Here is a 21,814-nt window from a genome sequence, read left to right on the forward strand (position 1 = left end):
CTGCTACTTTGTTGCGACCGGCATAGTCCGCTATCGCCGGGGTGAACAGAGGGGGCGAGAAGGCCGCGTGCCGGCTGCCAGGGTCAGAGCGTGATCACGCGGCATTGGGGGACGGGGTGGTCGTCCGCTTCGATCCAGCGCCACAGGGCGGTGCCGGACCGGTGGCCGGACAGGTCGATCCAGTTGCCGAAGCCCGGATCATGATCGGCGCAGACGACGATGACGCTGCCGTCATCTTCATATTTCGCCCGCGCGCCGTTTACCCAGACCTGGCGGTTGACGTGATCCATCGATTCCATCCACCAATTGTCGAGCTGGAAATTCCAGAAGCGGCATTTGGGGGGCTTGGCTTCGAGGACCAGCGCTTCGCCGGGTGCGAGGTCGTAATAGAGATGGCCGTACCAGATTTTGGGATCGCCGCCCGCGCGATACCAGGTCGACTGGTCCTTGCCATCATAGATGCGGTTGGGTTGTTCCATGAACCATTCGGACCAGTCGGCGAAGGTGTTCGAGGTGCCCCGCACCCACGCCGCCGCGCCGTTCAACTGCGCCTGGATCATGTCTGGTGTCAGTATGGCGGGCAGTTTGGGCCCGTCGCTGATCCGTTCGATCTGAACTTCTGCAGCCTGTTCCTTATCCTTGTCGTTGAAGGTCTGGCGAATGATGAGCAAGGTGGTGTCGTCCGCCATCGGCAGCCAGTTGCCCGGCTGCTTTGTCTTGCTGACGATGATTTCAAAGCTGCCGTCGGGGCCGAGCTGCACGTCCGAAAATTCGATCTCTCCGGTGGAGGCCATGGTGCCGTCAATGGCGTAGCGATTGGCCTTTGACCCGATCGACAGATAGGGGACGCTGTTGCGCTTGCCCGTGATCCGGTAATCGCGGTCGCCGCGGACGACGACCTGCTGGTAGAGATTGTCGGGATTGTCCGCGCCAATCTTTATCGTGTCATCGGTCAGCAGGAATATGCGGGGGAAATCCGGGTCGGCGGAATCCACCAGCATGTTGAGCGCGGTGCGGGTGAGGCGGGACAAATAACGCATGCCCTCTGCCTGATCGATCGGCGTAGCGGGCGCGCTGGGGCGGTCCAATATGTCGCCGGCCTTCGCCAGCTGATCGCAAAAGTCGCGCCAGACGGCGGACAGCCGCACGCCGTCCGCCCGATTATCCTCTTCCATGGCCGTTCCTTCTTTGCGTAACCAATGACAGGAATATCATATATAATCGCCGCAGACGGAAGATTTTTTCGATAAAATGCGCAGGGATTAATCGACCAGGTTCAGCAGCGCCCTGGTAACCTCACCCGCTTTCAACGCGGCGATGGCGTCATTGATCCGGTCGAGCGGCCAGATGCCGCTGACCTGATCGGCAACGTTCAGGCGGCCATCGCGGACCTGATCGATCAGGATCGGATAGTCGCGGTCGGGCAGCGCGCCGCCATTCATGGTTGCGATCACTTCGCCCCCGGTCACGAAGCGGTCGAGCGGCAAAGCGGCCTGAGACCCTGGCCGCGACATGCCGATCAACACGACCCTGCCGCCCCGCTTTATGGAGCGCAGGGCGGTTTCAATCGCGCCCACCGCGCCGCTGCATTCCACCACCAGATCGATGGGACCGTGATCGCGCGCCAGCATCGCCCCGGCGCTTTGTGCATCCAGCGCGGGATCGGCGAGGACGAAAGCGGATGCGCCGAACTGGCGCGCGGCGGCTTCCTTTGCCGGATTGGCGTCGACCGCGATGACGTGCGCGCCCAGCCGCGCCGCGCCCTGGATGGCGTTGACACCGATGCCGCCGATGCCAAAGACAAGCACCCGATCGTCGGGACGCACGCGCCCCAGCACGCGGGACGCGCAGACCCCGGTGGACACCGCGCAACCGATGAGCGCGCCCTGCTCCATCGGCAGGTCGTCAATGGCGAAAAGCTGCGACGCCTTCACCACAATTTCCTGCGCGAAGGAGGACACGTTGGCGAAGGACGCCACCGGCTTATCGTCCAGCGTGAAGGGAAAAGCGGGCGCGAAGCCCCAGTTGATGTCGCAATTATGCGGCTCTCCGCGCAGGCATTCCCGGCATTCGCCACAGGGGGTCTGCGTTCCCACGGTCACGCGGTCGCCGATAGCCCAGCCTTCGACGCCGGGACCGATTTCCGCGACCTCACCCGCGGCCTCATGCCCCAGCACCATCGGCAATATGGGCAGATGCGGCGTCATCATCGCCAGATCGCTATGGCAGATGCCGGACCGCAGCACCCGAACCCGCACTTCGCCCGGACCCACGGGGCGCAGCGTCAGCCGGTCGCTGACAAAGAGCGATGCGCCGTCCCAGACCGCCGCCTTCATGCGCATAGCCCTGCGAGCAGCGGGTAGGAAAAGGACGGATCGGTGCGATCCGGGCGGCCATTGGGGGCATCCTTGCTCATGCGGTTCATGCTTTCCTGATCCACGGGGACGATGGAGCCATGGTCGAACACCAGGCTGCGGTGAAGGAATTTCCAGACGCCATCGCGCTTTTCATAGCGGTCGAGATAGCGGCCAAGGACGATGAACATGCGCGCGTCGGGCGCGGGTGTGCGGTGCCATGCCTCGACATAATGTTCGCCTTCGGCCCGGTCGCCGTCGATGACGAACAGGCTGTTGCTGATGCTGTGGCGGGTGAGGTCCCAATGGGCCGTTGCCTGAGGCAACCAGGCGACGAATTCGTCCGGGCCGCCTTTGAACATCGCGCCATGATCGTCGATTGCGTCATCATGATAGAGTGAGCGGACCAGCGCGAAATCGCGGCGGTCGCAGCCCCGGCAATAGCGCATCACCAGATCCTGAAGCTGCAACCGGTCGATCCAAGCCTGTGGCATTCCTCTTCTCCTGTGGCGTGGTTGGCGGGTTGTCCGGGTTTGGGAGCTTTCCGCTTTCGGGCTGAGCTTTTCGAAGCCTATTCCCTTCGTGAAGAAAGTTAAGCCCTTCGACAAGCTCAGGCCGAACGGAAGTGGGTCCCTAAAATGCTTTCGTCTGCCCGCCATCCACCATCAATGTCTGGCCGGTTATATATGCCGCCGCGTCACTGGCCAGGAAGACTGCGGCGGCGCCGATATCCTTTTCGCAGTCACCGATGCGGCGCAGGGCGACCTTGGCAATCTGGGCATCATAATCGACCTGCGCATGGTCGCGCCACATCTGCACGCCCGGTGAGTTGGCGAAGGGGCAGATGACGTTGACGCGCACGCCCTGTGGACCCCATTCGCTGGCGGCGACCTTCGATATGGCGCGGATCGCTTCCTTGGCGGCGGCGTAGGACCCCTGGGTTGGCAAACCGTCGAACGCGGCCCCGCTGCCGAAGTTGATGACGCAGCCGCGGCTTTCGACCAGATGCGGATAGGCCGCGCGCATCAAGGTGAAGGTCGGCCAGAAGCCCGTGTCGAAGGATAGCTCCATCGCTTCGTCGGTCGTGTCGGCCAGCGGCAGTTGGCGCGACGCCTGGGCGGCATTGACGAGGATGTCGAGCTTGCCGAAGCGGTCCAAAGCGGTCGATACGATGGATGGCAGCGCGGCGCGGTCGGCGAGGTCCATGGCCAGGAAAGCGACGTCGCCGCCCAGCGCCTGCAACTCCGCCTCGGTCGCGCGACCAAGATCCGCTTCGCGGTCGACGATCAGCACCGATGCACCCGCCTTGACGAATGCGGTTGCTATACCCTTTGCCACGCCGCGCGCGCCGCCGGTCACGATTGCGACCTTTCCTGCCAACTGTGTCATGTTCGATCCTTTCATCCTGTCCTTTTAGGAAAACCACGCGCCGCCATTCACCGTGACGACGCTGCCCGTTGCGAAGCTGCCGTCGTCGCCCGCCAGGAAAGCGACCGCGCCCGCAATCTCGTCGGGATGGGCGAGCCGTTTCATCAGGCTGTCGGCGGCGATGGAGTCCTTTAGCTCGGCAGGAAGGCTGGCGTAGATCGGCGTTTCGGTCGCGCCGGGATTGACCGCATTCACGCGGATGCCGCGCGGCGCAAGTTCCCGCGCCATCGCCCGCGTCATGCCCAGCACTGCTGCCTTGGCGGCGCAATAGGGCACGGGTCCGTCGCCCTTCACCGCCGATGTGGAGGCGATGTTGACGATGGAGCCGCCCGTCCCCTGATCCGCCATCAGCCGCACCGCGGCGCGGGAGCATTTGAACACGCCGTCCAGCGTCACCGCCATGACGCCCGCCCAGCCTTCGTCGGAACAATGGATGGTCTGGTCGGCGAAGACCTGCTCGCCAGCCGCCTGTTTCGCCTGCGCGGCGTAATATTGATCCATGCCGTCGCCCGGCGCGCTGCCGCGCCCGGCATTGTTGACGAGCAGGTCCAGCCCGCCCAGCCGCGCCTTTACCTCCGCAAAGGCGGCGTCGACCGATGCTGTATCAGCGACGTCGCAGGCGATGCCGATATGCGGGGACGGCAGCACCACGCCAGCCGATCGCGCGTCAAGGTCCAGCACCGCCACGATCGCGCCTTCCGCCGCCAGTCGGGTGGCGATGGCCGCACCGATCCCCTGCCCGCCGCCGGTCACGACCGCCCGCCTGCCCTTCAGCCTTTCCATCCGTCAATCCTCTACGTGCGGACGCCACGAAACGCCGTTCACCTGCGACCCGCCGCTCGCGAAAATAGTGTTGCCGTTGAGATAGGCGCTGCCCTCGCTCGCCAGGAAGACGACGGCGGGACCGATGTCCCGTTCCGCCTCGCCAAAACGGCCCGCCGGGATCTGCTGCAAGATCGCCTCCGCCATATCGGGGTTGGCCGCGAAATAATCGCTGGCCTGCGGGCTGTTGGCGGCGGGGCAGATGACGTTGCAGGTGATGCCGTGCGGTCCCCATTCGACCGCTGCGGTACGGGTGAGCGCGCGCATCGCTTCCTTGCTGGCATTATAGGCGACGGTGAACATATGGGCGTTCACTCCGTTCAGCGACCCCATGTTGATGACGCGCCCGTAGCGTTGCGCCTTCATGATCGGGAAGGCGGCCTTCATCGCCCAGAATACGGCGTAATAATTAAGCGCGAAGGACCCGGCCATGTCTTCGTCGCTGTGATTTTCGATGCGTTTGGGGAAGCTGGCCCCGGCATTGTTCACCAATATGTCGAGTTGGCCGAAGCGGTCATGGGCCGCCTTTACCATCGCCTCCACCTGCGCAGGTTGGGTCACGTCGGTCTTGATGAAGACGGCGTCGGTCCCGTGAGTGTCGCGCAGGTAACGCGCCTCTTCCTCACCCTGTTCGCTGTTGCGCTGGGCGATGGCGACCCGTGCGCCAGCGGCGGCGAGCGCGCGGGCCACGCCCTGCCCCACGCCCTGCCCGCCGCCGGTGACGAGCGCGGCGCGTCCTTCCAGTAATCTGGCCATGCTTCTCTCCTAAAAACGCGTCTTATTTTTTGTCAGGCGCCGTGCGCCGGATAATCCGTGTAGCCCCGGTGATCGTCGCCCATGCCGGTGTAGAATTGGTCGCGCTGCGCCTTGGCCAGCGGCGCGCCGTGGCGGAAGCGTTCGGCAAGGTCGGGATTGGCGATGTAGAGATAGCCGAAGGACACGGCCTGCGCCTTGCCTTCGTCCAGCACGGCCTTTGCCTTGTCCAGCGTCAGGCCCGCATTTTCGATGACCGGGCCGCTCCAGTTAGCGTTGACCAGGTCAAGCGCATCCTGGCCTTCCAACGCTATGTGGATGAGGTGGCAATATGCCAGGCCCATGCCATCCACCGCCTTGAGCAGCGCGGCATAGGTTTCATGCGGGTCGGCATCGTCCATGCCGTTGAAGCGGACGCCGGGGCAGATGCGGAAGCCGACCCGGCCTGGCCCGATGGCATCGGCCAGCGCCCGCAGCGTTTCGACGACGAAGCGGATGCGGTTTTCGACCGGGCCGCCATAACGATCCGTCCGCTGGTTGGTGTTGGTCGACAGGAATTGCATCGGCAGGTAGCCGCTGGCGCAGTGCAGTTCCACGCCGTCCATGCCAGCCGCGACCGCGTTGCGGGCGGCAGTGACATATTCGGCGATGACGGCGGGAATCTCATCCGTCGCCAGCGCGCGCGGCATGGCGGTTTCGACCGGGACGCCGTCGGGGCCGGGAATCTTGTCGGGGCAGCGAATGGCGGACGGCGCAACCGTTTCGGCGTCGGCGTCCTTGTTCGCCTGAACCGCCGCGCGGCCGACATGCATGATCTGCATGACGATCCTGCCGCCAGCGTCATGCACTGCGTCCGCGACCCTGCGCCATCCCGCCACCTGATCCGCGCTGTGGATGCCGGGCGTGCGAAAATAGCCTTTGCCCGTGCGCGACGGCTGGGTGCCTTCGGTGACGATCAGGCCAGCGCTGGCCCGCTGCCGATAATATTCCACCATGAGATCGGTCGGGACATCGCCCGGCCCCGCCCGGTCGCGCGTCATCGGTGCCATGACGATGCGATTGTTCAGCGATATGTCCCCCAGCGTGACGGGGGAAAATATGTCGGTCATGGGTAATCAGCTCCGTACGCGAGGTTTGGGCAAGGCCGCGCCGCGCCGCATCGTCTCAATGAATTTTTCCAGCGGCGCTGGCGGTTCGACCGGGCCGTCATGCGGACGGCCTTCACGCGCCCAATAGCTTTTCCAGCTGGGGAAGAGGTCGTGGAAGCTGCCATGATAGGGCGGGTGGCCGGGCCAGCGCATCTTGCGGTCGCCAATGGGCGGCTTGTTAAGGTCGGTCGCATACCAATAGAGCGGCAGGCGGCGGCGAAAATACCAGCGGCCATCGATCCGTTCATACTGGTCGAAATACATCATCTGCATGATGACCCATTCCGCGCCGGTCTCATGCTCATTCTTCGAATAGACGACGCCCTGCGCATGGTCGGGATCGTCAAAGTCGATGACATGGCCGCCGATATGATGCGACGTGCCGTCAAATTGCATCGAATGGGTTTCGTCGAACCAGTCGCGCAGCGCCTTGCGCCCGGTCTTGCCGCCGCCGACCTTCACATCTTCGGGGAACAGGTTCACCCAGGCGTCGGAGTCGCGCATGTCGAGCGCCAGCGAATATTTGGCCGCAAGCTGGCGAATGGCGTCGAGGGATTCCAGCCGGTCGATCCGCGCCAGCAACTGTTCGTCCGCCGTCATCCGCATTCCGCTCCTTATTCTTTCTTGCAACGCTGTTTCCCCGATTGCGCCGGGCGAGGATATGGCCGAAAAGCTCAAAGGACATGACGAAATCGCTCATCCCCAATAAGCAATTGTCGCAGCCGGTGCCGGGGCGCGTGCCTGCGGGCGTCGGGCGCGACCTGATGGCGATGATTGCGGAATATGGCGGCGACCCCGAAATTTTCCTGCGAAGCGCGGGGCTTTTGAGCCTGAAAACCGTCCTGATGGATCGGTCGGATGAGCGTGACAGCATCGCGCACCGCGACTTTACCCGCCTCTACGCGCGCGCCACGGCTTTGCTGGACGAAGTGGCGGGGCGGCAGGAAGGCCGCACCTCCATCACCAAGGGCGGCATCGACATGATGTGCTATGCCATCATCACTTGCCGGACGCTGCGGGACGTGATCGCGCGGATGGACAGCTTTTTCGCGCTGCTGGCGCCGCGCACGGGCAGGCTGACGCTGACCGTCACGCGCGGCGAGGCCCGGCTGGACATGGCGACGATAAGAAAGGTGCGCAACAGTTGCGCCTATCTGTCCGACCTGACCGGGCTTGCCACCCACCACCGGCTATTTGGGTGGCTGATCGGGGAGGATATGCCGCTGCTGGGCGCGGCGATGCGCTATCCGCCGCTGCTGGATGCGCGGACGGTCGCCTATCTGCTGCCCTATCCGGTGGAGCATCACGCCCCCGAGAACAGCCTGCGCTTCCCGGCCCGCTATGTGGACCGGCCAGTGGTGCGGGACCATCATGAGCTGGACCTGCTGCTGGAGCGATTTCCGTTCGACATAGAGGAACCGCAGTCGAAACAGACGCCGCTGTCGGACAGGATTGCGCATCTTTATGCGTCCATGCTGGCCAGCGGCGACGCTCCGGTAACGGGGAACGAGCTGGCGCGCCAGTTCAGCATCAGCGTCGCCACGCTGAAGCGCCGCCTGACGGCAGAGGGAACGTCGCTGTCACGGATCAAGGCCAATGCCCGGCGCGACCTGGCGGTGCATCTGTTGCGCGACCCGCGCCTGTCCATCGCCGAAGTCGGGCGGCGGGCGCATTTCAGCGACACCGGGTCATTTTGCCGCGCATTTCGCCAGTGGACCGGCAAGCCGCCATCGCGATGGCGCAGCGGCCTCAACGGGTGAACCGTCCGAAAGCCGGTCACATCACGCTCCGCCCGCCAAGGGCGGTTCCGAACATCGGAACATCTGATCGCATGGAGTCCTATCAATATTCTTCCTTCGATTGTGCTTTCCCGGTCGGGGAAACTTGTTCACCCCTCTGGTTTGTGTCACGAACGGGGGATGCAGCGACCCTCAATATTCAAACCCAAGCGCGGCAGACCGACGTCAGAACAGGTGCAAGCGATTGAGCAGGCCATCCTGACGACGGCGCGGCGCATGTTTCTGGACTTCGGCTTCGACAATGTCGCCATGGAAGCGGTTGCCACCGCCTCGGGCGTGTCGAAGGGGACGCTATATGCCCGGCACCCGTCCAAGGAAGCGTTGCTGACGGCAGTGATCCATAACAGCGTGGCCGAATGGTCGGATCGGGCATCGCAGCATAATCACCTGCTGACCGAAAATATCGACGAACGCCTGCACCATCATGCGCGCATCATCGCGGACACTTTTGCGTCCCCCGACGTGCAGGCTTTGTGCCGGTTGATGTTCGTCACGCAGGACCGTTTCCCCAACGTGTCGGCTGCCCTTCATGATGTCGGCTATCTTTACGCGGTCGAGTTCATATCAAAGGACATTGCCGATTTCGCCATCAAGGACGGCATTCCTGCCCGTGATCCCGACAGCATCGCGCATATGCTGGTGTCGGCCATTTCCGGGTGGCAGTTGCAGGAAGGCGCGGCCCGGAACGTCCCGGCAGAGGAACTGAGCGCGATGGCCGAACGTTTTGTAGAACTTCTGCTCGCCGCGCGGGCGTCCTGGTAGGACTTGCTATTAGAACGATAACGTGCGATATGTATGATTCTAAACTGGAGGATCCTGATCTATGCGTGTTTTCCTGATGGCTACCGCTGCCGCTTTCATGACCGTCGGTGCACCTGCTGCGATGGCTGAAACGCCTCCGGCTGCCGCTGCTGCCAAGGCCAAGTATAACAGCAGCGAAACCGAAATCGGCGTAATGCTGGACGATCCCGCCGCCAAGGCGATCATCGAAAAGCACATCCCCGGCATGACGACCGACGAACAGATCGACATGGCGCGCGGCATGACGCTGAAGGCAGTGCAGCAATATTCGCCCGATGACGTGACCGATGCGCAGCTGGCCGCCATCGACGCCGATCTGGCCGCGCTCAAGTAAGATCATGGCCCGCGGGGAATGCCCCGCATGGCATGTGATGATAAGGGGCACCCTTCGTTGAGGGGTGCCCTTTTCTTTTGCGCCCGATGACGCGATCCCGGCTTCAAGCGGTTAGAAACAGGCGCTGCTTCCTGTTATGACGATGGCGTCAATGGAAGGACGCGAAGATGGGTCATGTGAAGATGCCGCTGGACGCGGTGCTGGCGCAGGTGACGGGCTGGATTGCATCTGACGGTCGGGAAGCCATTGAAAAGCGGTTCACCTTTGCCGATTTCAATGCCGCCTTCGCGTTCATGACGCGCTGTGCCATGCGAGCCGAACAGTTGGATCATCACCCCGAATGGCGCAATGTCTACAACAAGGTGGACGTGGTGCTGACGACCCATGACATCGACGGCATCAGCGACCGCGACCTGGCCATGGCGCAGTTCATGGATGCCGTTGCGGGCGTTTGAACAGGGTCGCGCCGGTCAGGCGGCAAGCCGCATCGCCCGGCGATAGCCGCTGGGCGACATGCCCGTCCATTCCCGAAATGCCTGCCGAAACGCGTCCGAATCGCAATAGTCCAGCCTGACCGCAATCGCCTCTATCGACAGGACGGTGCGGCTTAGAAGGTCCAGCGCCACTTCCCGGCGGCAGCTTTCGCGGATCTGGCGATAGCTGGTGCCTTCGCGCGCCAGACGGCGGCGCAGGGTCGGGCCGCTGCCGCCCATGGTGGCGGTGATTTCTTCAAATGCGGGCATCCGTTGCCGGTCGCACAAGGAACGCAGCGCGATGCGGCGAACCTGTTCGGCTATGTCAGCAGCCGGACCGTCATCCATCGGCCCCATGCCGAACAACAGGTTGCCCGGCGGTCGCGTCGCCAGCTCATCCGCGCTGCGGACGACCGGATAATCCAGCATCGCCGCATCGAATGCAAAGCCCGTCCAGCCGTCCGCCAGCCGCACGTTGAACATGAATTCCGGCAGATCCAGCGCCCGAAAGACGACCTCTTCATGGTCCAGCGCGACATGGCGGATGGCGATGGGCCGTCCGATCAGCCAGCTGAGCAGCGTATGGATATGCGTTACCCCGAACAGATCGATCAGGCAGCCGGATACGGTTTGTCCCGGCGGCCGCATCGAATCTAGCGCCAGTTCCGCCATGTCGGCGCGGGTGCTCAGCGTCATGCGGCCACAGCGCCAGTCGATCGCTTCGAAACATTCGGCGCAGCGGCTGATGGCTTCGCGCAACGTGCGCGCGCCCGACAGGCTGTAGAGAATGATGCGCCAGTCGTAGCGGCGCATACCGGGGCGGCCCAGCATCTGGCTGTCATGCGCCGCCAGTTGGCCAATGGCGCGGCCCGACAAACGGGCAAGATGAGAAACGGTCAGCTGTTCGATATAGGCGTTGAGCGACGCATTCCCCGGCGGGGGCAGGTCACCAGGCTGAAACAGCGAATCGAGCGATCCAAAACTGTCCCGGTAAATGGTCAGCACGCGCAGGGTGAGGCGTTCACCCGTGCGCCATTCCGTCCCTTCCCGTCCCTGCACTTCGTCCATGCTGCCTATTCTCCCCATTTTTCGATCAGCCTGCCACCCGCAATAACGCAAATAATTGCGCCAAATTGAGCCGGGGCGTGGACATGCTGCGCAAAATCGCCGCCGTCGGTGATCGATTTCAGGGTGGCGTGTTCTGCGCAAGAGCGCAAGATGCGCGGACAAGAGCCAGTAACGGGGCCGATGGAGGATATTGGATGACAGCGCGTGCGCCATTACCCCTGACCAAAGCCGGGCGGAAGCTCAGTTTGGCGCTGATCGCTGGAGGCGCGGTGATGCTGACCGCGGCCGACGCCCCCACGGGCGGAGAGCCGGGCATCCATGCCTTTGTCCTATCCAACTTCTTCCTGGTCAACGGTGGCGAAGCCGATGTCTGCAAGATCCCCGACGAAGGCGATCTAGACCGCTTCTACGCCACCCTTTCCCCTGAAGATCAGGCGAAGTTCGCGGGCCCGGAAAAGCGGCAGGCGCTTGAAATCTACATGAACGAGAAAATGGGCTTCCGGCGCATCTTCATGTGGGGGGAACGCAGCGCCGACGTCAAATACCCGCCCGGATACGATCCGAAAAAGACGCCGACCCCCGAACAGGCGATTGCCATCGGCGCGCTTAATGGATTGCCCAAGGGCAAGGGTCGGCTGGCCTTTTCGAACCGGGAAGTGGTGTATAGTTCCTGTTCGGACCCGCAGGATTTCCGCCATCTGGCCAAGAATTTCCGCACCTATAATGGGCCGGTCGCTGCGGGCATCAACCTGGACGAGAAGGTGAGCAAGGAAGATTTCACCGGCCCGGACGGAAGCAAGGGCGTCGACAATCAATTGTGGCGGGCCGTGGGATGCGTGCAGGCTTTCCGCGTGGACAGCCAGCGGGAAATCGCCAGCAAGGACATGATATCCATGCGCGCGCCGACGCTGATCGAATTGCGCGGCGTAGACGATATGCAAAATGACCCCGATGTGACGGTGACGGTCTATGCCGCCGCCGACCCCCTGCCCACCGACGGACGGGGCGAAGCACTGAAAAGCGCGACCTTCTCGGTCGATCCCGATCCGCGCCTGCGATCGACCACGCGCGGCCGCATCGAAAAGGGCGTGCTGACCACCGAACCGTTCGACCTGTTGATGAACTATAAGGAACAGATCGTCGATGCGCCCCGCGACATCAGGGGCGCACGACTCCGTGCGACGATGAAGCCGGACGGCAGTATCGAAGGCAATTTATACGGCTATTATACGCTGGACAGCTATTACAGCTTCATCGAGCAGATGACGCAGAATGGCTCCATTCTGACGCAGATAAGTTGTCCAGGCGTTCGCCAGGCGATCGACCGGATGGCGGATGGCTATCGCGACCCCAGGACCAAACGCTACACCGCAATCTCTTCGGCCCACGGCTTTAAGGGCGTGCGCGCGTTCGTGGCGCCCCAGCAGACCGCACAAGCGGACCAGACCCGATGAAAGACCCCGTGATCACCACCCAGTCGCAGGCCAAGCGCCGCCGCATCGCTCCATTCGTGCTGGGCGCTGCGTGCCTGACGCTCGCGGGCAGCATCGCCTTTACCTTTAGCGGCGCGCGTGCGGATGAAAGCATGGCGGACACGCCGCCCAGCCAGCTGCGCCGGTTGACGGAGCTGCAATATCGCACCGCAATCGCCGATGCGTTCGGCCCGGACATCAAGGTCGTGGGCCGCTTTTCGCCCGACCTGCGCATCGATGGATTGCAGGCTGTCGGTGCCAGTGCCGTGTCGGTGACGCCCGCCGGTCTGGAACAATATGAAGATATTGCGCGGGCCATCGCGACACAGGTCACGGACAAGGATCATCGCGACCGGCTGATCGGCTGCGCACCGTCCGCCACCGATGCCAAGGGCGCGGCCTGCGCGCGCGATTTCATCCAGAAGGTGGGGCTGAAACTCTACAGGCGTCCGGTGTCCAGCGCCGAATTGCAGCAGCGGGTGGCCGCGACGCTGGACAGCGCGGCGCGGCTCAATGACTTCCATGCGGGTCTTGCCGCCACTTTGGCAGGCATGCTGACCAGCCCGGATTTCCTGTTCCGCATCGATTGGCCCGACCGTAGTGGCCGGGGCATCGACGCCTGGTCAGCGGCGAGCCGCCTGTCCTATCTATTGTGGAACGCAGCACCCGACGCGGCGCTGTTGGCCGCAGCCGCGGACGGATCGCTCAACACCCCTGCGGGCCGCGCCCGCGAGGTCGAACGGATGATGGCGTCGCCCCGCTTTGCTGACGGGGTTCGCGCTTTCTTCACCGACTATCTGCGGCTGGACGGGATGGACGACCTGTCGAAGGATGCGCTGATCTACCCCGCGTTCAACAGTTCCGTCGCATCCGCGATGCGGGAACAGACGCTGCGCACCATCACCTGGCTGCTGGTCGACAAAAAGGGCGACTATCGCGACCTGTTCACCACCAACGCGATCGCGATGAACCGCACGCTGGGACCGATTTACGACATTCCGGTGTCGAAGACCGACTGGTATATTCATCAATATCCGCAAGGCGATCCGCGCACAGGATTGCTGACCCATGCCAGCATATTGGCGCAGCATTCGCATCCGGGTCGCACGTCGCCGACCCTGCGGGGCGTGGCGCTGACCGAGATATTTTTGTGCGAAAAAATCCCGGCTCCGCCCGCCAACGTCAATTTCGCGGTGGTGCAGGATGTCAACAATCCGACGTTGAAGACGACGCGGCTGCGGCTTCAGGCGCATCTGGACGATGAAGAATGCGCCAGCTGTCACAAGCGCAGCGACCCGATGGGCCTGGGGCTGGAGCAGTTTGATGGCGCGGGCCAGTTCCGTACACTGGAACATGATGTGACAATCGACGTGACCGGATCGTTCGAGGCGAAGCCGTTCAATGGCGCGGCGGCCATGGGCAAGCTGTTCCATGACAGCGAACAGGTCAGCGCCTGCCTGGTGCAAAGCGCCTGGCGATATGCCCATGGGCGCAATCCGGTCGCGACCGATGCGGCGGATATTGCCCGCCTGACCAAAGGTTTCGCGGGCGAGGGCCATCGCTTTTCCGCCCTGATGCGCAGCATTGCCCTCGACCCCGGACTGATCGCCCTGCCCCGCACGATAAGGGCTGACGCCCCGCGCGCGAAGAAACAAGGAGTAAGCGGATGACCGCTGCAAAAATGATCGACGACAGGCTGGTTCAAGGCACCACGCGGCGCGGTTTCCTGTTGCGCGGCGTGGTCGGTGGCGCGGCGGTGACGATTGGCTTGCCGATCCTGGACGCTTTTCTGGACAATAATGGCACGGCCTTTGCGGCGACGCTGGGTGGCGGCAACCTGCCGGTGCGTTTTGGCACATGGTTCTGGGGCTGCGGCATGATCCCCGACCGTTGGGTGCCCAAGGCGACCGGTGCCGATTACGATCTGCCGCCGCAGCTGCAGCCGATCAAGGACATCCGCCAGCATGTCAGCGTCCTGTCGGGGTTCAACGTGTCGCTGGGCAGCAGGGGCAACCTGCCCCACCTGTCCGGCAATACCGGCGTGCGCACGGGCGGCGCGGCGGACGACTGGCTGGCCATTCGCGCGCCTACGCTGGACGTATTGATCGCGGACGCGATTGGCGGCGGGTCCTTTTTCCGGTCGCTGGACCTTAGCGCCGATGGCAATACGCGGACCAGCTATTCCTTCCGCGACGGTCGCACCATGAACCCGACGGTGCCCAGCGCGACGGAATTTTACCGCAAGATATTCGGCGGCGACTTCAACGACCCCAACAAGGCGGATTTCAAGCCCGATCCGCGCGTCATGGTTCGCCGTAGCGTGTTGTCGGGCGTCACCGACCGGCGTCATGCGCTGTTGAACAGCGTGGGGGCGTCGGACCGGGCGCGCCTGGACCAATATTTTACCGCCGTGCGGGAAATGGAGGACAAGCTGGCGCTGCAGTTGCAGAAGCCGCCGCCAGCCGAGGCCTGCTCCATTCCCGCCGAACCCGCCGCTTTGCGGGCTGGTGCCGACATCACCGATGTCGAACAGCGCAAACAGAATCACAAGATGATGGCGCAGATGCTGGCGATGGCGCTCGCCTGCAACCAGACCCGCGTTTTCAACATGAACTTTTCAACCGCCGCGTCCGACCTGCGCCAGTCCGGCAACACGACCGGCTACCACCAGATCACGCATGAGGAGATGGTCGACCGGTCCATAGGCTATCAGCCGACCGTCGATTTCTACGCGCTGCGCAATATGGAAGCATGGGCCGATTTCGTCGCTGCGATGGCGGCGGTCAAGGAAGGCGACGGCACCCTGCTGGACAACATGCTTGTCTTTGCCCATTCCGACGTATCTTATGCCAAGAACCACGACGTTCAGGGCATTCCGATGATGCTGGCCGGTTCAGCGGGCGGCAAGGTGAAGCCCGGCATCCATGTCGCCGGGGCGGGCGAACCGATCAGCCGTGTCGGATTGACCATTCAGCGGGCGATGGGATTGCCGGCGGAAAGCTGGGGCCTGGACGATATGACGACGAAACGGTCTGTCAGCGACATCCTCGTCTGACATTGATGCAACAATTAGAAGGACAAGAGCAGGAATGACTTTTGGTTTCCGGGCCGTCGCTGCCCTTTCCATGACGCTATTCGCGGGCAGCTATGCCGCTTATTCAGCCTATGCCGCGTCGCCTGAGGCAACGAACGCCGTCAATGCGCGCAAGGCGAATTACAAGGAGATTGGCGGCGCGTTCAAGACGATCAATGACGAGCTGAAATCGGGTGCGCCCGACATGAACACCGTTCGCCCCTCCGCCGCTGTCATTGCCCGTCGATCCGCATTGCAGCTGAAGTTTTTTCCACGCGGCAGCGGGCCGGAATCGGGCCTGAAAACGCGGGCGAAGGCGGAAATCTGGAAAGACAGCGCGACCTTCACCAAATTGCAGAATGACATGGTCAGCGCGGCCAACCAGTTGTCGGCGGCAGCGGCCAAGGGTGATGTCGCGGCGATGAGCGCCGCCCGCAACACGCTGGGCGGGACGTGCAAAAGCTGCCACGACCGGTTCCGCGTTCCAGGATGACGGACAATATTGCTCAGGCGTCGGCGCATACAGAACCGATGCCCGCCACCCGCGTCCGCATATGGGATGTCCCCGTCCGGCTGTTTCACTGGGCGCTGGTCGTGCTGATCGGCATAGGCTGGTGGACGGGCGAAAACCGCATGCTCGATTGGCATCGGCTGGCGGGATATTCCATTCTGGCACTCATCCTGTTCCGGTTGATATGGGGCGTGATCGGCAGCGGGACGGCGCGCTTTTCCAGTTTCGTCCGCGGACCGTGGACGGTCGCATCCTATGTGAAGGGCGCGATGTTCAAGCGCGGCGTCCATGGCGTGCCGGGCCATAATCCGCTGGGCGGTTGGAGCGTGGTGGCGATGCTGCTGCTGATCGCCACCCAAGTGGGTCTGGGCCTGTTCGCCATTGATATTGACGGAATGGAGTCGGGGCCATTCGCCTATCTGGTCGAATTTGATACCGGACGATGGGCAGCGGAATGGCATGCGGTCATATTCAACCTGGTGCTGGCGCTGATCGCCATCCATGTCGTGGGCGTGCTGTTCTACCTGCTGTATCGGCGCGACAATCTGATCGGCCCGATGATTACCGGATCGCGCCGGTGGGTTGGCAACCAACCGGGGGTTCGTTTCGTGCCTGCATGGCTGGGCCTCAGCCTCATGGCCGCTTGCGCTGGGCTGGTGTGGCTGGTGATCAGCCTGTGGGGGCGGGCTTGATGCGATTGGCGGATGGCAGGACTGGGTTCCTGCCTTCGCAGGAACAGGGTTGATTATATAACAAAAAGGCCCCGGCAGTGATCTCACCGCCGGGGTCTTTTGTTGCGCACTGCCTTTTCAGGCCGCCTTGTCGATTGCCTTTACCAGCGACAGCACCATCTGGGCATGTTCCTGGCGGCAGATGAGCAGGTCTGGCAGGTAAACGTCCCTCTGATTGTAGACGAGCGGCGACCCGTCGATACGCGAACAGTGTAGGCCATGCGCCTGCGCCACCGCGACCGGGGCCATGCTGTCCCATTCAAATTGGCCGCCTGAATGGAGATAGATGTCCGCCTGACCCAGGATCACGGCCATGGCCTTTGCGCCTGCCGACCCCATGGGAACCAGTTCGGCGTCCAGTCCTTCGGCAACGGCGACCGCTTCGCTGGCGGGGCGGGTGCGGGATACGACCATGCGCAGTTTTTGAGGCGCGGGCGGAAGAGCCTGCGTCCGATCAGTGCGCAGCACGGTTCCCGCGCCGCTGCCCGACAGATCCAGCCCCGGCAGTGCCACCGCGCCGATTACCGGCTGTCCGTCGATGGCGAGGCCCACATGCACCGCCCAGTCCGCGCGCGCTTCGCCATATTCGCGCGTGCCGTCGACCGGATCGACGATCCACACCCGGCTCTTGTCCAGCCGCGCGGCATTGTCCTTTTCCTCCTCGGAAAGCAGGCCATCGTCTGGCCGGGCTTCCCGCAGGGCATGGACCAGGAACTGGTTGGCGGTCTGATCGCCCGCCTTGCCCAGCGCCTTGGCGCTGAACACGCCGCTGTCGCGCACCGCCAGAAGGATGCGGCCAGCGACTTCGGCGAGGTGAGCGGCCAGTTCCGCGTCGCTCAATGATTTGACGTCCACGGGCGCGGTCATGGGATCAACCTCGCCACGATGGCTTCAGCCGCTTCGTCGGGGGTCATCGCGATGGTGTCGATGCGGATTTCCGGGTCCTCCGGCGCTTCATAAGGGCTGTCGATGCCCGTGAAGTTTTTGAGGTCACCGCTCCGCGCCTTTTTATAGAGGCCCTTGACGTCGCGCGATTCCGCTTCGGCCAGCGGGGTGTCGATGTGGACCTCGATAAACTCGCCGGGCTGCATCATCTGGCGCACCATGTCGCGTTCGGCGCGGAAGGGCGAGATGAAGGCGGTGATGACGATGAGGCCAGCGTCGGTCATGAGCTTTGCGACCTCACCCACGCGGCGGATATTTTCCACGCGGTCGGCGTCGGTAAAGCCCAGATCCTTGTTCAAGCCATGGCGGACATTGTCACCGTCCAGCAGGAAGGTGTGGCGGTTCATCCGCGCCAGCTTCATTTCCACCAGATTGGCGATGGTCGATTTGCCCGCGCCCGACAGGCCGGTGAACCACAGCACGGCGGGCTTCTGGTTTTTCAGCCCCGCATGGAATTCACGGGTGACGTCGGTCGCCTGCCAATGGACATTCTGTGCCCGGCGCAGGCTGAAGTTCAGCATGCCTGCGGCGACGGTGGCGTTGCTGATCTTGTCGATCAGGATGAAGCCGCCGAGCGTCCGATTCTGTTCATAGGGTTCGAACACGATCTGCTTGTCGGTCGACAGGTTCGCCAGGCCGATGGCGTTCAGGTCCAGCGTCTTGGCCGCCAGATGTTCCATCGTGTTGACGTTGACCTGATATTTCGGCTGCTGGATCGTCGCGGTGACGGTCTGCGCGCCGATTTTCAGCCAATAGGGACGGCCCGGCAGCATTTCCTCATCCGACATCCACACGAGGGTGGCTTCGAATTGGTCGGCGGCCTGCGGCGGATTGTCGGCCAGCGCGATCACGTCGCCGCGCGAACAATCGATTTCATCGGCGAAGCAGAGGGTGACGGACTGGCCCGCGACGGCCTGATCAAGGTCACCGTCGAGTGTGACGATGCGCGTGATCGTGCTGGTCTTGCCCGAAGGCAGCACGCGCACGGCGTCGCCCGGCTTTACCGTGCCGGTCGCGATCAGGCCGGAAAAGCCGCGGAAGTCCAGGTTCGGGCGGTTCACCCACTGCACCGGCATGCGGAACGGCTTTTCCGCGTCGGTGGCGCTGTTGACCTCCACCGTTTCCAGATGTTCGATCAGCGCGGGGCCCTTATACCAGGGCGTGTTGGCGCTGGGGCCGGTGATGTTGTCGCCCTTGAAGCCGGAAATCGGCAGGGCGGTGAATTCCTTGATGCCGATGGAGTTGGCGAATTCGGTATAATCCTTGACGATGCCGTCGAAGACAGCCTGATCATAGTCGACCAGATCCATCTTGTTCACCGCCAGCACGATGTTCCGAATGCCGATCAGATGCGCCAGATAGCTGTGGCGGCGGGTCTGCGTCAGCACGCCCTTGCGCGCGTCGATCAGGATGACGGCGAGGTCGGCGGTCGATGCGCCGGTCACCATGTTGCGGGTATATTGTTCATGGCCGGGCGTGTCGGCGACGATGAACTTGCGCTTTTCGGTGGCGAAAAAGCGATAGGCGACGTCGATGGTGATGCCCTGTTCCCGTTCGGCGGCGAGGCCGTCGACCAGCAGCGCGAAGTCGATTTCCTGGCCCTGGGTGCCGACCTTCTTGCTGTCGGCTTCCAGCGCGGCAAGCTGATCCTCGAAGATCATCTTGCTGTCGTAGAGCAGGCGGCCGATCAGGGTCGACTTGCCGTCGTCCACCGACCCGCAGGTGATGAAGCGCAGCATCGTCTTGTGCTCATGCACCTTCAGATACTGGTCGATATCCTCCGCGATCAGCGCGTCGGTCTTGTAGATGGGTTCTGCAACAATGTCGGTCATCGTTTCGCTCTTATCTCCCCTCCCTTAAGGGAGGGGTCGGGGGAGGGCGTGTTCGAGGAGGTGGTCTTGACAGGCCCTCCCCTGACCCCTCCCGCGAGCGGGAGGGGAACGAAAGGCTGGCGTCAGAAGTAACCTTCCTGCTTTTTCTTTTCCATGCCTGCGCCGCCAGCATCCTTGTCGATGGCGCGGCCCTGCCGTTCCGATGTGGTGGTGAGCAGCGTTTCCTGGATCACTTCCGGCAGCGTCTTTGCCGTGCTTTCGACCGCGCCGGTCAGCGGGTAGCAGCCGAGCGTGCGGAAACGGATGGAGCGCATCACCGGCTCTTCACCCGGCTTTAGCGGGAAACGGTCATCATCGACCATCAGCAGCATGCCATCACGCTCCACGGTGGGGCGCTTGTCCGCGAAATAGAGCGGGACAATCGGCACATTGTTGAGGTGGATATATTGCCAGATATCCAGCTCCGTCCAGTTGCTGATCGGGAAGATGCGGATGCTTTCGCCCTTGTTCTTGCGGGCGTTGTAGAGGTTCCACAGTTCCGGACGCTGGTTTTTCGGGTCCCAGCCGTGCGAAGCGGTGCGGAAGGAAAAGATGCGTTCCTTCGCGCGGCTCTTTTCCTCATCGCGGCGCGCGCCGCCGAAGGCCGCGTCAAAGCCATAGAGGTCAAGCGCCTGTTTCAGCCCCTCCGTCTTCCACATGTCGGTGTGGAGCGCGCCATGATCGAACGGGTTGATGCCCCGCTCCTGCGCTTCCGGGTTGTGATAGACGAGCAGCTCCATGCCGCTTTCCTGCGCCATCCGGTCGCGCAGCTTGTACATTTCCTGGAATTTCCAGGTCGTGTCCACGTGCAGCAGCGGAAAGGGCGGCGGCGAAGGATAGAAAGCCTTGCGCGCGAGGTGCAGCATCACGGCGCTGTCCTTGCCCACGGAATAGAGCATGACCGGCTTTTCCGCTTCCGCCACGACTTCGCGCAGAATGTGGATGCTTTCAGCCTCCAGCCGTTCCAGATGGGTCAGGGTCGATTTACTCAGTTGGTCAGGCATCACTCTCTCTACCCTATGGGGTTGCGAGCTTTAGATTGCTGCTGACGCTTGACCGCGAAGCCCCCATATGGGAGCAAAATCCCATGTCCTCCGTTTTTGCCACCCAGCGCGAGCTGTTGCTACCCCTTGTGGAGGGTATCCATGAAAGCCCGCCCTGGGGTGGATTCCTGCGTCAGCTGGTTGCGCGAACCTATGCGCGCCGGGCGTTCCTGATCATCACCCTGGCCAATGCAGCGCCCGATCAGGAACCGGCGGTGGTGCATGTCGCGGCCCCCCGCGCCGCCACCGAACCGCCGCTGGATTTTCGCCGGATCGAACGGCTGGGCCTTCATCCTTATGGCGCGCTGCGACCGGGGCGCGTCTATTCGCTGGAAGAGATGCTGGATTATGACCGGCCCGCGCAGCGCGATCGCCAGCGCGCGGAGCTGGACGAAATGAACATCCGTTATGGCCGGTTCCTGAGGGTGTCGGCGGGCGGCGCGGCGGACGCATGGCTGCTGCTGGTGCGGGAGCGGGAGGATTTCACCGCCTCTGCCGTCGCCGCGCTGTCGGGCGTGGGTCCGCATCTTTCCGCCGCGCTCAAGACGCTGGCTGCGTTGATCGAACAGAGGCTGCAGGTTGCGCTTGCCCAATCGGCGCTGCAGCGGCTGGGCGTGGGGCAGCTGGCGTTCGACGCGACTGGCCGGGTGATGGCGGCGGACAGGCAAGCGGAGGCTTTGCTGTCCTTCGTCCCCGATCCCGACCCGACTGCCGGACGGCGGCTCCAACTGTTGCCTGCGGTGTCTCAGGCGCTGGAGGCGGCGTGCGCCGAACTGGCTGCGGCACCGCCGGGGGCCAGCCTGCCCCTGCCGCTGGGCACGCAGGCGGGGCTGTGGATGCTGCTGCGCAAGGCGGACCTGCCGCTGGCGGAACCATGCGCCTTTCCAGCCGCCACGGGCGTGCTGCGTATCCACCAGCGGGAAGATGCCCTGCGCGCGCGCCGTGCGCTCTCAGCCATATATGGGCTGTCGATGAATGAAGCCGCGCTGGCGCATCAATTGTCGATGGGGGAAACGATCGTGGAGGCTGGCCAGAATCTGCGGCTGACCCCGGAAACGTCGCGCAGCTATTCCAAGCGCATCTATGCCAAGACCGGGACGTCCAGTCAGGCTGATCTGGTCCGGCTGGTGCTGACCGGCCTCGCGCCCTTTGCTTGAGGGCCTGTAGAGCGGCGTTTCCTTACCCCTT

Annotated in this window: 22 protein-coding genes; 10 read left to right on the forward strand and 12 right to left on the reverse strand. The window is 63.2% G+C overall.

Translation table 11 applies throughout. From position 1 onward, the window contains the following. Positions 1 to 83 precede the first annotated feature (83 nt). From FHS54_RS15640 to FHS54_RS15675, 8 genes are all read right to left on the reverse strand, one after another. Positions 84 to 1,175: a DUF1214 domain-containing protein gene (locus FHS54_RS15640; protein WP_167305062.1), complete on the reverse strand. Its 1,092-nt coding sequence runs from the start codon at positions 1,173 to 1,175 to the stop codon at positions 84 to 86. Positions 1,176 to 1,262: 87 nt separating this feature from the next. Then, positions 1,263 to 2,336 carry an alcohol dehydrogenase catalytic domain-containing protein gene (locus FHS54_RS15645; RefSeq protein WP_167305063.1) on the reverse strand — a complete coding sequence of 358 codons (1,074 nt, stop codon included), beginning with the start codon at positions 2,334 to 2,336 and terminating at the stop codon, positions 1,263 to 1,265. Next, positions 2,333 to 2,848, reverse strand: coding sequence for a nuclear transport factor 2 family protein (locus FHS54_RS15650; protein WP_167305064.1), 516 nt, complete (start codon positions 2,846 to 2,848; stop codon positions 2,333 to 2,335). Before FHS54_RS15650 ends, FHS54_RS15645 begins: the two co-directional genes overlap by 4 nt. A 139-nt stretch (positions 2,849 to 2,987) precedes the next feature. Continuing rightward, positions 2,988 to 3,743 carry an SDR family NAD(P)-dependent oxidoreductase gene (locus FHS54_RS15655; protein ID WP_167305065.1) on the reverse strand — a complete coding sequence of 252 codons (756 nt, stop codon included), beginning with the start codon at positions 3,741 to 3,743 and terminating at the stop codon, positions 2,988 to 2,990. Between the two features lie 24 nt (positions 3,744 to 3,767). Further along, positions 3,768 to 4,565, reverse strand: coding sequence for an SDR family NAD(P)-dependent oxidoreductase (locus FHS54_RS15660; RefSeq protein WP_167305066.1), 798 nt, complete (start codon positions 4,563 to 4,565; stop codon positions 3,768 to 3,770). Positions 4,566 to 4,568: 3 nt separating this feature from the next. After that, a complete protein-coding gene (locus tag FHS54_RS15665; RefSeq protein WP_167305067.1) occupies positions 4,569 to 5,360 on the reverse strand; it encodes an SDR family NAD(P)-dependent oxidoreductase in 792 nt (263 codons plus the stop codon). A 32-nt stretch (positions 5,361 to 5,392) separates the two neighbouring features. Further along, positions 5,393 to 6,466: an alkene reductase gene (locus tag FHS54_RS15670; protein ID WP_167305068.1), complete on the reverse strand. Its 1,074-nt coding sequence runs from the start codon at positions 6,464 to 6,466 to the stop codon at positions 5,393 to 5,395. Between the two features lie 6 nt (positions 6,467 to 6,472). After that, on the reverse strand, positions 6,473 to 7,105 hold the full coding sequence (locus FHS54_RS15675; RefSeq protein ID WP_208405061.1) for a nuclear transport factor 2 family protein: 633 nt from the start codon (positions 7,103 to 7,105) through the stop codon (positions 6,473 to 6,475). Positions 7,106 to 7,188: 83 nt separating this feature from the next. Between FHS54_RS15675 and FHS54_RS15680 the strand changes: the two genes are divergently transcribed. The 4 genes from FHS54_RS15680 to FHS54_RS15695 all read left to right on the forward strand — a co-directional run bounded on the left by FHS54_RS15680 (position 7,189) and on the right by FHS54_RS15695 (position 9,894). Continuing rightward, positions 7,189 to 8,265 carry a helix-turn-helix domain-containing protein gene (locus FHS54_RS15680; protein ID WP_167305070.1) on the forward strand — a complete coding sequence of 359 codons (1,077 nt, stop codon included), beginning with the start codon at positions 7,189 to 7,191 and terminating at the stop codon, positions 8,263 to 8,265. A 159-nt stretch (positions 8,266 to 8,424) separates the two neighbouring features. Continuing rightward, the gene (locus FHS54_RS15685) at positions 8,425 to 9,066 is read left to right on the forward strand and encodes a TetR/AcrR family transcriptional regulator (protein WP_167305071.1); all 642 of its coding nucleotides are present in this window, start codon (positions 8,425 to 8,427) and stop codon (positions 9,064 to 9,066) included. Between the two features lie 61 nt (positions 9,067 to 9,127). Continuing rightward, complete coding sequence (locus FHS54_RS15690) at positions 9,128 to 9,439, forward strand: hypothetical protein (RefSeq protein WP_167305072.1); 312 nt, start codon at positions 9,128 to 9,130, stop codon at positions 9,437 to 9,439. A 167-nt stretch (positions 9,440 to 9,606) separates the two neighbouring features. Continuing rightward, entirely contained in the window at positions 9,607 to 9,894 is a 288-nt protein-coding gene (locus tag FHS54_RS15695) for a 4a-hydroxytetrahydrobiopterin dehydratase (RefSeq protein WP_167305073.1), read from the forward strand. A 15-nt stretch (positions 9,895 to 9,909) separates the two neighbouring features. Here FHS54_RS15695 and FHS54_RS15700 read toward each other — a convergent pair whose 3' ends face one another. Then, on the reverse strand, positions 9,910 to 10,980 hold the full coding sequence (locus FHS54_RS15700; RefSeq protein ID WP_167305074.1) for an AraC family transcriptional regulator: 1,071 nt from the start codon (positions 10,978 to 10,980) through the stop codon (positions 9,910 to 9,912). A gap of 194 nt (positions 10,981 to 11,174) precedes the next feature. Between FHS54_RS15700 and FHS54_RS15705 the strand changes: the two genes are divergently transcribed. From FHS54_RS15705 to FHS54_RS15725, 5 genes are read left to right on the forward strand one after another with little or no spacing between them, the layout of a single operon-like run. Next, positions 11,175 to 12,434 (forward strand): hypothetical protein, encoded by a 1,260-nt coding sequence (locus tag FHS54_RS15705; RefSeq protein ID WP_167305075.1) that lies wholly within the window; start codon positions 11,175 to 11,177, stop codon positions 12,432 to 12,434. Further along, a complete protein-coding gene (locus FHS54_RS15710) occupies positions 12,431 to 14,122 on the forward strand; it encodes a DUF1592 domain-containing protein (protein ID WP_167305076.1) in 1,692 nt (563 codons plus the stop codon). Before FHS54_RS15705 ends, FHS54_RS15710 begins: the two co-directional genes overlap by 4 nt. Next, positions 14,119 to 15,507, forward strand: coding sequence for a DUF1552 domain-containing protein (locus tag FHS54_RS15715; protein ID WP_243855800.1), 1,389 nt, complete (start codon positions 14,119 to 14,121; stop codon positions 15,505 to 15,507). Before FHS54_RS15710 ends, FHS54_RS15715 begins: the two co-directional genes overlap by 4 nt. Before the next feature lie 34 nt (positions 15,508 to 15,541). Continuing rightward, complete coding sequence (locus FHS54_RS15720) at positions 15,542 to 16,018, forward strand: c-type cytochrome (RefSeq protein WP_167305077.1); 477 nt, start codon at positions 15,542 to 15,544, stop codon at positions 16,016 to 16,018. Continuing rightward, positions 16,015 to 16,728, forward strand: a complete 714-nt coding sequence (locus tag FHS54_RS15725) for a cytochrome b/b6 domain-containing protein (RefSeq protein WP_167305078.1) — start codon at positions 16,015 to 16,017, stop codon at positions 16,726 to 16,728. The genes FHS54_RS15720 and FHS54_RS15725 overlap by 4 nt, the downstream gene beginning before the upstream one ends. Positions 16,729 to 16,845: 117 nt before the next feature. On the opposite strand, the gene FHS54_RS15730 is transcribed toward FHS54_RS15725, so the two are convergent. The 3 genes from FHS54_RS15730 to cysD form a co-directional block, all read right to left on the reverse strand. Further along, positions 16,846 to 17,634 (reverse strand): 3'(2'),5'-bisphosphate nucleotidase CysQ, encoded by a 789-nt coding sequence (locus FHS54_RS15730; protein ID WP_167305079.1) that lies wholly within the window; start codon positions 17,632 to 17,634, stop codon positions 16,846 to 16,848. After that, positions 17,631 to 19,544, reverse strand: coding sequence for a sulfate adenylyltransferase subunit CysN (gene cysN, locus FHS54_RS15735; RefSeq protein WP_167305080.1), 1,914 nt, complete (start codon positions 19,542 to 19,544; stop codon positions 17,631 to 17,633). Before cysN ends, FHS54_RS15730 begins: the two co-directional genes overlap by 4 nt. A 122-nt stretch (positions 19,545 to 19,666) precedes the next feature. After that, the gene (gene cysD, locus FHS54_RS15740; protein WP_167305081.1) at positions 19,667 to 20,587 is read right to left on the reverse strand and encodes a sulfate adenylyltransferase subunit CysD; all 921 of its coding nucleotides are present in this window, start codon (positions 20,585 to 20,587) and stop codon (positions 19,667 to 19,669) included. Positions 20,588 to 20,670: 83 nt separating this feature from the next. On the opposite strand from cysD, the gene FHS54_RS15745 reads away from it, so the two are divergent. After that, positions 20,671 to 21,783, forward strand: coding sequence for a helix-turn-helix transcriptional regulator (locus FHS54_RS15745; protein ID WP_167305082.1), 1,113 nt, complete (start codon positions 20,671 to 20,673; stop codon positions 21,781 to 21,783). Positions 21,784 to 21,814 lie beyond the last annotated feature (31 nt).

The sequence above is a fragment of the Sphingobium vermicomposti genome, assembly GCF_011762025.1.
Classification (GTDB): domain Bacteria; phylum Pseudomonadota; class Alphaproteobacteria; order Sphingomonadales; family Sphingomonadaceae; genus Sphingobium; species Sphingobium vermicomposti.

What these genes read in the sequence shown, in the direction of transcription:
- FHS54_RS15655 (WP_167305065.1), bottom strand. Translation starts at nt 3,743, where the DNA reads ATGACACAGTTGGCAGGAAAGGTCGCAATCGTGACCGGCGGCGCGCGC.
- FHS54_RS15715 (WP_243855800.1), top strand. Translation starts at nt 14,119, where the DNA reads ATGACCGCTGCAAAAATGATCGACGACAGGCTGGTTCAAGGCACCACG.
- FHS54_RS15690 (WP_167305072.1), top strand. Translation starts at nt 9,128, where the DNA reads ATGCGTGTTTTCCTGATGGCTACCGCTGCCGCTTTCATGACCGTCGGT.
- cysN (WP_167305080.1), bottom strand. Translation starts at nt 19,544, where the DNA reads ATGACCGACATTGTTGCAGAACCCATCTACAAGACCGACGCGCTGATC.
- FHS54_RS15700 (WP_167305074.1), bottom strand. Translation starts at nt 10,980, where the DNA reads ATGGACGAAGTGCAGGGACGGGAAGGGACGGAATGGCGCACGGGTGAA.
- FHS54_RS15725 (WP_167305078.1), top strand. Translation starts at nt 16,015, where the DNA reads ATGACGGACAATATTGCTCAGGCGTCGGCGCATACAGAACCGATGCCC.
- FHS54_RS15705 (WP_167305075.1), top strand. Translation starts at nt 11,175, where the DNA reads ATGACAGCGCGTGCGCCATTACCCCTGACCAAAGCCGGGCGGAAGCTC.
- FHS54_RS15685 (WP_167305071.1), top strand. Translation starts at nt 8,425, where the DNA reads ATGCAGCGACCCTCAATATTCAAACCCAAGCGCGGCAGACCGACGTCA.
- FHS54_RS15720 (WP_167305077.1), top strand. Translation starts at nt 15,542, where the DNA reads ATGACTTTTGGTTTCCGGGCCGTCGCTGCCCTTTCCATGACGCTATTC.
- FHS54_RS15650 (WP_167305064.1), bottom strand. Translation starts at nt 2,848, where the DNA reads ATGCCACAGGCTTGGATCGACCGGTTGCAGCTTCAGGATCTGGTGATG.
- FHS54_RS15710 (WP_167305076.1), top strand. Translation starts at nt 12,431, where the DNA reads ATGAAAGACCCCGTGATCACCACCCAGTCGCAGGCCAAGCGCCGCCGC.
- FHS54_RS15640 (WP_167305062.1), bottom strand. Translation starts at nt 1,175, where the DNA reads ATGGAAGAGGATAATCGGGCGGACGGCGTGCGGCTGTCCGCCGTCTGG.
- FHS54_RS15695 (WP_167305073.1), top strand. Translation starts at nt 9,607, where the DNA reads ATGGGTCATGTGAAGATGCCGCTGGACGCGGTGCTGGCGCAGGTGACG.
- FHS54_RS15730 (WP_167305079.1), bottom strand. Translation starts at nt 17,634, where the DNA reads ATGACCGCGCCCGTGGACGTCAAATCATTGAGCGACGCGGAACTGGCC.
- FHS54_RS15675 (WP_208405061.1), bottom strand. Translation starts at nt 7,105, where the DNA reads ATGACGGCGGACGAACAGTTGCTGGCGCGGATCGACCGGCTGGAATCC.
- FHS54_RS15680 (WP_167305070.1), top strand. Translation starts at nt 7,189, where the DNA reads ATGACGAAATCGCTCATCCCCAATAAGCAATTGTCGCAGCCGGTGCCG.
- FHS54_RS15660 (WP_167305066.1), bottom strand. Translation starts at nt 4,565, where the DNA reads ATGGAAAGGCTGAAGGGCAGGCGGGCGGTCGTGACCGGCGGCGGGCAG.
- FHS54_RS15670 (WP_167305068.1), bottom strand. Translation starts at nt 6,466, where the DNA reads ATGACCGACATATTTTCCCCCGTCACGCTGGGGGACATATCGCTGAAC.
- cysD (WP_167305081.1), bottom strand. Translation starts at nt 20,587, where the DNA reads ATGCCTGACCAACTGAGTAAATCGACCCTGACCCATCTGGAACGGCTG.
- FHS54_RS15665 (WP_167305067.1), bottom strand. Translation starts at nt 5,360, where the DNA reads ATGGCCAGATTACTGGAAGGACGCGCCGCGCTCGTCACCGGCGGCGGG.
- FHS54_RS15745 (WP_167305082.1), top strand. Translation starts at nt 20,671, where the DNA reads ATGTCCTCCGTTTTTGCCACCCAGCGCGAGCTGTTGCTACCCCTTGTG.
- FHS54_RS15645 (WP_167305063.1), bottom strand. Translation starts at nt 2,336, where the DNA reads ATGAAGGCGGCGGTCTGGGACGGCGCATCGCTCTTTGTCAGCGACCGG.